We start from the raw sequence: 10,409 nt of genomic DNA on the forward strand, positions 1-10,409 counted from the left end.
TCACTGTACCCACACTTCAACTCGACGGTTCTTGATCCGGCCGTCGTCGATTTCATTGGTGGCCACCGGCATTTCGTCACCCAGGCCAACGATGTCGCGGAACGTCACGCCACTTTTCAGCAGTTCCCGGCGCACGGCCATGGCACGCAGCCTGGAGAGCAGGGCAGCACGCTCCGGGTCGCTCTTGGCGTCGCCGAAGCCGACCAGCGTTACGTGCTGATCCAGTTTGCCGCTGGTTTTCAGATAATCTGCGACCCGCTTGAGGTCCTGCTGCGCCTTGTTGTCGAGGCGCGCGCTGCCTTGGGCAAAGCGGAAGTTGACTGACAGGCGCTCGGCCTTGCGTGCCAGTGCCTGGTAATCGGCGGGCATCTGCGCGGTAGGCTGCACCTTGAGCACCTGCACCGTCTGTGCGACAAAGCCGCTTTGCGCGACGATAGCCTGGCCCTCGGCACTCTGCGCGAAGCGGACCAATGCTTGCGCCCAACGCTGAGGGGTGGATGTGGGCACATAAAAGTACAGCCGTCGCGACAACGGATAGTCTTCGGTGGCAATCAGGCTGACGGTCGGCAGCATGGGCCTGGAATCGCCGTCGGCGATGGCCACCGCCTTGGCGCGGCGTATGGAAGGCAGGCCAGTGAAGCCGATGCCATTGATGTCCTTGCTGACTTCGTCAGAGAGCTGTTCGCTGGACTCGAATCGCGCAGCGCTGCCGAGCAGGGTCTTGCCGTATTTGGTCAGTACCAGGTCCTTGAACGTCTCGTAGGTACCGGACTTTTCATCGCGCACATAGAGATGGATGGTGCCTGGGTTGCCACCGACCTCACTCCAGTTTCTGACTTCGCCACTGAAAATGCGTGCCAGTTGAAGGGTATCCAGCTGTCTCAGCGGATTGCCCGGATGCACGATCACCGCAACGCCGTCGATGGCAATGGTTTGCTCGCTGGCCGCGCTTTTCAGGTCCCCCAGACTGGTCAGGTCTTTGGCCTCTTGATCCTTGATCGGTCGAGAGGAGGCCGCGATATCTGCGTTACCTGCTTTCAGCGCGGTAAAACCGGTGCCTGAACCATGCGCAGCGATTTCGACACTGACAGGTTGTCCGGTGGCCGTAGTCCCAACGACGCGCTGTTCATTAAGAGTGTTGCCGGGAAGGATCTGTACCGACTGCAGACCTTGCTGGCGCATCAATCCTTCGACCAGCGCAGGCCCCAGTTGCGCATTGATGGTGTTGGAGCCTTGAATGCGCAAGGCCGGTATATCGCCAGCGGGCAACGGCAGCGCGGCTTGCGCGAAAGCGGGCAGGGTGGCGCTCAACAGAATGAACGCCGTAAGCAAAGCGCGCAGCATCGGCGTCACCATGAATCACGGGAGGGTGCCGGGAGAATAAGTCAGAGAGATTGCCGGAATATGACAATTTCAGGGGCTGTGCGTGTTTCAGCGCGACCCAATCCTTACTAAAGAAGGATCGCGCAAGAGTGCCCGGCAGGCGGGCAGTCAGCTCAGTTCCAGCCAGATCGGCGCGTGGTCGGACGGCTTTTCCATTGCGCGCAAATCGTAATCCACACCCGCTTCCTTGATGCGTGGCTGCAAACCGGTAGAGGTCATGATCAGATCGATGCGCAGGCCGCGTTTGGGCTCGTCTTCAAAGCCACGGCTGCGATAGTCGAACCAGCTGAAGCGGTCAATGACCTCCGGGTACAGGTGACGAAAGCTGTCCACCAGGCCCCAGTTTTTCAAGCGCTCCATCCACTCCCGCTCTTCAGGCAGAAAGCTGCACTTGCCGGTTTTCAGCCAGCGTTTGGCGTTGTCGGCGCCGATGCCGATATCGCAGTCCTGCGGAGAAATATTCACGTCGCCCATGACGATCAGCGGCTGGTCGTTGCGAAATTGTCCCTCGAGCAGCGTTTGCAGGTTTTCGTAAAAGCGCTGTTTGGCGGGGAATTTGGTCGGGTGATCACGGCTCTCGCCCTGTGGAAAGTAGCCATTCATGATGGTCACCGGCTGGCCATTGCTGTCGGCGTAAGTGCCCCAGATGAAACGCTTCTGGGATTCTTCGTCGTCCCCCTCGAAGCCCTTGTGCAGGGCCAGCGGCGCATTGCGCGACAGCAGCGCGACACCGTAATGGCCTTTCTGGCCGTGGAAGTGAACGTGGTAGCCCAGCGCTTCGACTTCCGCCTGGGGGAATTGCTCGTCCGAAACCTTGGTTTCCTGAAGACCGATCACGTCAGGCTGATGTTTGTCGATCAGCGCCGCCAGCTGATGCGGTCGAGCGCGCAGACCATTGATGTTGAACGAGACGATTTTCATAAAACAGCGGTCCTGAGCAAAAACAAACAGCGATGCTAGCCGACCTGTGGTTTCAGGACCAGTGCCGCGTCGGAAGCGCAGGCCTTGGTGTGTCTGGATAAATCGTTGGAACTGTTATCAATGGCCATCACTCGAAAGCCTGCTTGCCAAAACCGCTGCGCCAGACGCAGTTCCGTTAACACGAGGCCCTTTATGTCCCTACCTGCTGCCATCACGGGTGAAATTCGCCAACTCGACAGTGGTTATTCCCGTGAAACCCGCTCCTTGCTGTTCAGGGCCTACCGCCACGATCCGACATTTGCCTATCTGTTCAACGCCGAGCGTGAGGGCTACGAGCAACGCGTGTTGGCGACCATTCGCCAATTGGTCAAACAACACTTTCTGCAAAACCAGCCCGCGCTGGGCCTGTTTCTGCAGGACCGCCTGGTCGGCGTAGCGCTGATCGCGCCGCCGCAGCGTCGTCTGGGTGTCACCGAAAGCTGGGCGTGGCGCTTGCGCATGGTGATGGACACAGGTCTGGGTTGCACCCAGCGTTATCTGGCGTATTACAACGCAGTTCTTGCCTGCGTACCGTCGGAAACCGTGCATGTGCTGCCGTTGATCGGCCTTGATCCGGAGTTTCAGGGGCAGAAGCTCGGTCAGGACCTGAGCGAGCAGCTGCTGGCCGCGTTGCACGACTGGTGCGCAGTGGATGAACACTCCCAGGGCATCGTGGTAGACACCGGCAATCCGCGTTATCTGGAGTTCTATAAGCGACAGGGCTACGAAGAGATCGGTGAAATTGCTGTAGGGCCTGTCCGAGAGCATGTATTTTTTCATCCCAACCCTCAGGTATCACTGCCGGTCCCTGACGTAATGGCCTGAATATCCGACAATTCGTGGGCTTCCAGTGCAGCCTGTCGATCGTGGTAGCATCTACGCCCATGAAGCTCTTCAGACTATTCAGCAGCGTGTTCCTGATGACCATGAGTGCGGCCGCGCTTGCCCAGGCCCGCCTAGATGTCAGGATCAAGCCTGCCAATCCGCAACTCAAGGCCAACGTCGAAGGGTATGTCGGTGATCTGGGCGAGCGTGATGTCCAGGCATTGCGCAACTTCAGCCTTGGCGCCGAGCAGCAGGCGGAAAAAGCCGCTCAGGCGCTGGGTTATTACCAGGCGCAGATCGACAGTGAAATCAAGGATGGAGAGCAGCCCAGCCTGGTGATCAATATCCAGCCGGGCGAACCCATTCATCTGCGCAACGTGGTGATTCGGGTCGAAGGGCCGGCGGCAGCGATGAAGGCCTTTCGTGTGCCCAGCAGCGACGCCCTGAAAACCGGCGCGGTGTTGAATCACGGCAATTATGAAGACGCCAAGCGCCTGATCCAGAATCAGGCCTCGCGCTACGGATTTTTCAGTGGACACTTCACCAGCCAGCGTCTGGCCATCGATCCGCGGGCCGGTGTGGCCGATATCGAACTGGTTTATGACAGCGGACCGCGCTACACGCTCGGCAAGGTCATGTTCAGTGGCGACGCGCCATTTGATGACGATCTGCTCAAACGCATGGTGCCGTTCAAGGAAAACACGCCTTACGACTCCCAACTGATTGCCGAACTGACCCAGGCTATGCAGGGCAGCGGCTATTTCGAGGGCGTACGGGTCGATGCGGCGCCCACCGCAGCGCAAAACCAGGTCATTCCGGTGACCGTCCAGCTCGAAACCCGCAAACCTCGCACCATGGGGTTGGGGCTGGGCTATTCGACCGACGTCGGCCCGCGAGGCAAAGCCAACTGGACCCGGCACTGGGCCAACCCGCAGGGCCACAGCTATGGCTTCGAATCCGAGATCTCCGCGCCACGGCAAAATGTCGGTCTGTGGTACGACGTGCCCCTCGACCCGCCGCTGACCGACAAATTGCGCTACGCCGGCGGGTATCAGTATGAAGAGATCGCCGGAACCGACAGCCTCAGCAAGTTGCTGACTGCCGGGCCTGAATGGCACAGCAAGCTGCCCAGCGGTTGGGAGCGGGTCATATCCCTGAAGTGGCAGCGTGAAGAATACCGCCTGGGCGACGACGCCGGCCTCAGCACGTTGCTGATGCCCGGTATCAGTTACTCGTACCTGCGCAGTGACAACCGTATCGACCCGCACCAGGGTTACCGCCTGCAATTCGACACGCAGGTGGCCAAGGAGGGCATGTTGTCTGACGCCAACCTGGTGCATGCCAATGTGCTGCTCAAAGGGCTGACGACCGTCGCGCAAAATCACCGCTTTCTCGGTCGTGTGCAGTTTGGCGGCAACCTCACCGACGGTTACACCTCGATACCACCATCGCTGCGCTTTTTTGCCGGCGGTGATCAAAGCGTGCGTGGCTATGACTATCAGAAGCTGTCACCGACCAATTCCGACGGCGACCGCATCGGTGGGCGATACATGTTTGCCGGCAGCGTCGAATACCAATATTCCATTGCTGATAAATGGCGCCTGGCGACCTTCATCGATCAGGGCAACTCGTTCAACAGCCTGGACAAGCCAGACCTGAAAACCGGGGTTGGTTTCGGCGTGCGCTGGGTATCTCCAGTGGGCCCTCTGCGTCTCGATCTGGCCCACGCGCTGGACGATGAAGGCGGAATCCGTCTGCACTTTTCGATGGGGCCGGAGCTTTGAACAAGGCGAACATCACCCGCGGCGCGAAGATCGTCGGGCTGGGACTTGTTGCATTACTGCTGCTGGTGGTCATCAGTGTCGCGCTGCTACTGGGCACTCATACGGGCAGTCAGTGGGCCTTGGCTCGCGTGCCCGGTGTACAACTGGAAAGCTTTCAGGGACGACTGGGTAGCCAGTGGAGCGCCGAGCGTTTGGTATGGCAGCAGGGCGCAGATCGCGTCGAGGTTCAATCCGTCGATTTCGCCTGGACGCCTGCCTGTCTGTTGAAGATGACGCTGTGCATCGACCGTCTGCATGCGCAGCAGGTGCTGATGCACTTCCCGCCGAGCGATACGCCCGCCAGCGACGGCCCGATCCAGTTACCGACGCTCAGGCTGCCGCTGGCGCTGCAACTGGGTGATATACAGGTAGGCGGTGTGCAGTTGGATGGCGTCGAACAATTGCGCGATCTCAAGCTGGCAGCACACTGGACCGCAGAAGGCTTGAAGATCGACAGTGCGCACCTGCAACGTGATGCGCTGGTGCTGGACCTCAGTGGCCTGCTGAAACCCGAGGGCGACTGGCCACTCAGCGTTCAAGGTCAACTGCAACTTCCGCCACAGGATGGCCAGCCCTGGACGCTGGCGCTGGATATTCAGGGCGACCTGCTGAAGACGCTGCAGCTCAAGGCGGACAGCAGCGGTTATCTGCCGGGTTTGCTGACCGGCGAGTTGCAGCCCCTGGCCGAACACCTTCCGGCACGCATCAAGCTGACTGCCGAGCACTTCAAGCCCAGCGCTGCATTGCCTGATACCCTGCAACTCGACCAGTTGCTGCTGACCGCCGAGGGCAATCTTGACTCGGGCTACCTCATAGATGGCAGCGCCAGCCTTCCCGCAGAGAAAGGCCCGGTTGCGTTGGCATTGAAAGGGCGTGTGGATGCCAACGGCGCAACCATCGCCGGACTCGATCTGGCCGCCGATGATCAGCAGCGTCTGGCCATCAACGGCAAGATGAACTGGCAGAGCGGTCTTTCTGCGGAGGCGAGCATCGACTGGCTGGATTTCCCCTGGCAGCGCCTGTATCCACTGGCGGCAGAGCCTCAGGTGGCATTGCATGCCTTCAAGGGTGATATTTCCTATACCGATGGCAATTACCTCGGCAATTTCAACGCCAGCCTCAAAGGGCCTGCCGGTGCATTCACCCTGGTCAGCCCGTTCAGCGGCAACCTGCAGGAGATTCATCTGCCGCAACTGGAACTGGTCGCCGGGCAGGGCAAGGCCAGTGGTTTCCTGAACCTGCAATTCGCTGACGGCATCGGCTGGGATACGGCTCTGGACCTGAGTGCGCTGGACCCTTCATTCTGGGTTGCCGAACTGCCCGGCACTCTGGCAGGCCCGTTGCGCAGCAAAGGTCAGATGCGCAACGAGCAGCTTGAACTCAGCGCCGATCTCGATTTGAAAGGGCGCCTGCGTGGTCAGCCGGCGCTGCTGCAAGCCAAGGCTGACGGCCGTGATCAGCAATGGAATGTCAGCAGCCTGAGCATCCGCCTCGGGGACAACCGTATTCAAGGTACGGGTAGTCTGCAGGAGCGTCTCAAGGGTCAGTTGGACCTGGATCTGCCGCGTCTGGCCCAGCTATGGCCACGCTTGCAGGGGCAAGTCAAAGGCCGGCTGGATCTGGCCGGAACGCTGCAGGCGCCTCAGGGGCAATTGGCCTTGCAGGGCAGCCAGCTCGCCTTGCAAGACAATCGTCTGCAAACCCTGACGCTCAACGCCAGACTGGATCAGGCGCAGCGCGCGGACATCAGCCTCAAAGGTGCCGGTATTCAGGCTGGCGATACCCAGTTGGGCACCTTGCTGGTGGACGGTCAGGGTACGCTCAAAAACCAGCAACTGAAACTGGACCTGCAAGGACCATTGCTCAAGCTGGCCATCGGCCTTGACGGTGGTCTGGACAAGGGTGATTGGCGAGGCCGACTGGCCAGCGGTACGGTGCAAAGCGGCGGGCAGAACTGGCGTTTGCAGCAGCCGGCGAAGATCGAGCGTCTGGCCGATGGCCGCCTCAACTTCGGTGCGCATTGTTGGTTGTCCGGGGCCGCCAGCCTGTGTGGCGGTGATCAGCGCCTGATGCCGGAACCCCATCTGCGTTATCAGCTCAAGAATTTCCCGCTGGACAGCCTGGCGCAATGGATGCCCAAGGATTTTGCCTGGAAGGGCGCGCTGAATGCAGATGTGCAGCTCGACATCCCGGCAGCCGGCCCCAGCGGCAAGGTCACGATCGACGCCGGAGGTGGGACGCTGCGGGTCCGCAACAACAATCAGTGGCTGGACTTTCCTTATCAGACGCTGAAACTGGCCACCACGCTGGCGCCCAAGCGCATCGACACGCGTCTGAACTTCGACGGCGGCAAGCTGGGAAGGCTGCTGCTCAACGCGCAGATCGACCCACTGGCGAAGGACAAAACCCTTGCAGGTGACTTCAACCTCTCGGGGCTGGATATCTCGGTGGCACGTCCTTTCGCGCCGATGGTGCAGAAACTCAATGGACGTCTGAATGGCAATGGCCGGTTGTCAGGCACGTTGCTGACGCCACTGGTCAACGGCAACGTGACGCTGGAAGGCGGTGAAGTGGCGGGCGCAGAGCTGCCCATGGAGCTGCACGACCTCAAGGTCCAGGCGTTGATTGCCGGAGAAAGCGTACAGCTCAACGGCGGTTGGAAAAGTGGCAGCACCGGGCAGGGCAGCCTCGGTGGTCAGGTGGCCTGGGGGCAGAGCCTGAACGTCGATGTGAGCCTCAAGGGCTCGCGCCTGCCGATCAATGTCGAACCCTATGCGGCGGTAGAGGCTGCGCCTGACCTGAAAATCTCCATGCAGGGAGAGCGACTGGCCATCTCCGGCAAGGTGCTGGTGCCCAAGGGCGCGATTACGATACGCGAGTTGCCGCCTTCTACTGTGAAGCTCTCCGGCGACACGGTGATCGTTGGACAGCAGACCGAGCAGGGCGCTCCGCCGCTGGCTGTGGCGATGGACATCGATGTGGACGTCGGCCAGGAAAAGCTCAGCTTCAGCGGGTTCGGGCTCACCGCCAATCTGGTCGGGCATGTGCACATCGGTGACAACCTAGACACCCGTGGCGAACTGAACCTGAACGATGGTCGTTATCGTGCCTACGGGCAGCGGCTGACCATTCGCAAGGCGCGCTTGCTGTTTGCCGGCCCGGTCGACCAGCCTTATCTGGACATCGAGGCGATTCGGCAGACCGACGACGTGATTGCCGGTATCCGTCTGACCGGCAGTGCCGAGCAGCCTACCACCGAGGTGTTCTCCGAACCTGCGATGAGCCAGGAGCAGGCGCTCTCCTATCTGGTCATGGGCAGACCGCTCAGTACTTCCGGCGAAGACAACAACATGGTTGCTCAGGCCGCGCTGGCGCTGGGTGTAGCAGGCAGCTCGTCGACCACCGGCAAGCTCGCGGATAATCTGGGTATCAAGGACTTCGAACTGGACACCTCGGGAACCGGCGACAAGACCAACGTGGTTGCCAGCGGCAAGATCACCGACAAGCTCAGCCTGCGCTATGGCGTAGGCGTGTTTGAGCCGGCCAATACCATCGCCTTACGCTATCTGCTCAGCAAGCGTGTGTACCTTGAGGCCGCGAGCGGTGTTGCCAGCTCGCTGGATATTTTCTATAAAAGGGACTTCTAAGCGAGGGTCGCCGGCGGTAATGGTACTGCCCCGCGTCCATCCGCCTGGCCTTGCCCGGACGTCCCTCTTGCAACCGCAAGTCCCTTCACACGTTATCCACCTTCAGGTTGCCGGCCATCATGGATCGATTCAACGCCATGCGCGTGTTCACCCGTATCGTCGAACTGGGCGGTTTTGCCAGAGCAGCCGAGAGTCTGCACATGCCGCGTGCCTCGGTGACGATCCTGATCAAACAGCTGGAAGCGCATTTGGGCGTACAGCTTTTGCAACGGACGACGCGTCAGGTCAGTGCCACCCCGGACGGCAAGGCCTATTACCAGCGCTGCGTCAGCCTGCTGGCCGATCTGGATGATGCTGAAGCATCGTTTTCGGCGACGGGGGCCGAGCCCAAGGGGTTGCTGCGTGTCGATCTGCCGGTCAGTCTGGGCCGTATGATCATCATCCCGGCGTTGCCTGAGTTCAGCCGGCGCTACCCGCAGATCCGCCTGGAAATCGGCATGAGTGACAGGCCGGTCGATCTGATCCGCGAAGGTGTGGACTGCGTGTTGCGTGCCGGCGCGGCACTGGATGAAACACTGGTTGCCAGGCCACTGGGCAGTCTGACCCAGATTACCTGCGCCAGTCGTGAGTATCTGGCGCAACACGGCACGCCACTGAACCTGCAGGAGCTCGCGCAACATCAGGTAATCGAATATTTTTCGACCAGCACCGGCAAGCGTTATGGACTGGAGTTCATGGCCGATGGCATGGGCGTTGAACACGCATCGGCCTGCTCGATCGCTGTCAACAGTGCCGATGGCTATGTCGCGGCGTGCGAAGCCGGGTTCGGCCTGATTCAGGTGCCGCGCTACCATGTCGCCGCGCAATTGCGCAGCGGTGTACTGGTGGAAGTATTGCGATTGCACCGTCCGCCGCCGCTGCCACTAACGGCGCTTTACCCCCCGCATCGACAGTTATCACGACGGGTCAGGGTATTCGTTGATTGGCTGGTGGAATTGTGTGCCCACACAGATATTAGGGACAGACTGGTTTCCTGAAAAAAATTCAGAATTATCCCATATAGGCCGCGGCACACTTTCGTGTTTAACTTCCGGCTCTTTCATCCATTTTGAAAAGGAACGTGTTTCATGGCTCAAGTGACCCTCAAAGGCAGCCCCGTTCAGGTCAGTGGCAACCTGCCTGAAGTCGGTAGCAAGGCACACGATTTCACGCTGGTTGGCGCAGGCCTTGCGGATAAAACCCTGGCTTCATTCGCCGGCAAGCGCAAGGTATTGAACATCTTCCCTAGCGTCGATACGCCGACCTGTGCCACTTCGGTACGTAAATTCAACACCCAGGCCAATGACCTGAGCAACGCCGTGGTTCTGTGCATCTCGGCTGACCTGCCGTTCGCCCAGGCCCGGTTCTGCGGCTCCGAAGGGCTGGAGAATGTCCAGAACCTGTCCTCGTTCCGCAGTGCTGATTTTGCTCAGAATTATGGTGTTGCCGTTGCAGACGGCCCGCTCGCGGGTCTGACTGCGCGCGCCGTGGTAGTGCTGGACGAAAACGACAAAGTGCTGCACAGCGAACTGGTTGCCGAGATCGGTAGCGAGCCCAACTATGACGCTGCATTGGCTGTGCTGAAGTAACTTTCCGCAACCTGTCGACGGCCTGAATCCGCTCAGGCCGTTTTTTTGTTTGTGCTTCATACGTTTATCCAAAGTAAGCGCTTGGTAAAGGCGCTTTGCTTGTAACGTAACTGTGCTTATTGTTCAGCCTTCTGAACAAACCC

7 protein-coding genes are annotated in these 10,409 nt (G+C 59.9%); 5 read left to right on the forward strand and 2 right to left on the reverse strand.

Features of this window, described 5'->3' with window-relative positions; translation table 11 throughout:
• Together JOE39_RS06265 and xthA are read right to left on the reverse strand one after the other, a co-directional pair.
• The gene (locus JOE39_RS06265) at positions 1-1,344 is read right to left on the reverse strand and encodes a phosphate ABC transporter substrate-binding/OmpA family protein (RefSeq protein ID WP_210077694.1); all 1,344 of its coding nucleotides are present in this window, start codon (positions 1,342-1,344) and stop codon (positions 1-3) included.
• A 147-nt stretch (positions 1,345-1,491) separates the two neighbouring features.
• A complete protein-coding gene (gene xthA, locus JOE39_RS06270; RefSeq protein ID WP_122233303.1) occupies positions 1,492-2,304 on the reverse strand; it encodes an exodeoxyribonuclease III in 813 nt (270 codons plus the stop codon).
• A 192-nt stretch (positions 2,305-2,496) separates the two neighbouring features.
• On the opposite strand from xthA, the gene JOE39_RS06275 reads away from it, so the two are divergent.
• From JOE39_RS06275 to tpx, 5 genes are all read left to right on the forward strand, one after another.
• Positions 2,497-3,168, forward strand: a complete 672-nt coding sequence (locus JOE39_RS06275; protein ID WP_003345438.1) for a GNAT family N-acetyltransferase — start codon at positions 2,497-2,499, stop codon at positions 3,166-3,168.
• Between the two features lie 59 nt (positions 3,169-3,227).
• Positions 3,228-4,952: an autotransporter assembly complex family protein gene (locus JOE39_RS06280; RefSeq protein ID WP_024662061.1), complete on the forward strand. Its 1,725-nt coding sequence runs from the start codon at positions 3,228-3,230 to the stop codon at positions 4,950-4,952.
• Positions 4,949-8,638: a translocation/assembly module TamB domain-containing protein gene (locus JOE39_RS06285; protein WP_210077692.1), complete on the forward strand. Its 3,690-nt coding sequence runs from the start codon at positions 4,949-4,951 to the stop codon at positions 8,636-8,638. Before JOE39_RS06280 ends, JOE39_RS06285 begins: the two co-directional genes overlap by 4 nt.
• 119 nt (positions 8,639-8,757) lie before the next feature.
• A complete protein-coding gene (locus JOE39_RS06290; protein WP_210077690.1) occupies positions 8,758-9,675 on the forward strand; it encodes a LysR family transcriptional regulator in 918 nt (305 codons plus the stop codon).
• A 90-nt stretch (positions 9,676-9,765) separates the two neighbouring features.
• Positions 9,766-10,266, forward strand: a complete 501-nt coding sequence (gene tpx, locus JOE39_RS06295) for a thiol peroxidase (RefSeq protein ID WP_003317607.1) — start codon at positions 9,766-9,768, stop codon at positions 10,264-10,266.
• Positions 10,267-10,409 lie beyond the last annotated feature (143 nt).

This window comes from Pseudomonas sp. PvP100 (assembly GCF_017833055.1).
In the GTDB taxonomy this organism is placed as follows: domain Bacteria; phylum Pseudomonadota; class Gammaproteobacteria; order Pseudomonadales; family Pseudomonadaceae; genus Aquipseudomonas; species Aquipseudomonas syringae.

Excerpts from the sequence above, each read along its gene's own strand:
- JOE39_RS06265 (WP_210077694.1), bottom strand. The coding sequence starts at position 1,344 with ATGCTGCGCGCTTTGCTTACGGCGTTCATTCTGTTGAGCGCCACCCTG.
- xthA (WP_122233303.1), bottom strand. The coding sequence starts at position 2,304 with ATGAAAATCGTCTCGTTCAACATCAATGGTCTGCGCGCTCGACCGCAT.
- JOE39_RS06275 (WP_003345438.1), top strand. The coding sequence starts at position 2,497 with ATGTCCCTACCTGCTGCCATCACGGGTGAAATTCGCCAACTCGACAGT.
- JOE39_RS06280 (WP_024662061.1), top strand. The coding sequence starts at position 3,228 with ATGAAGCTCTTCAGACTATTCAGCAGCGTGTTCCTGATGACCATGAGT.
- JOE39_RS06290 (WP_210077690.1), top strand. The coding sequence starts at position 8,758 with ATGGATCGATTCAACGCCATGCGCGTGTTCACCCGTATCGTCGAACTG.
- tpx (WP_003317607.1), top strand. The coding sequence starts at position 9,766 with ATGGCTCAAGTGACCCTCAAAGGCAGCCCCGTTCAGGTCAGTGGCAAC.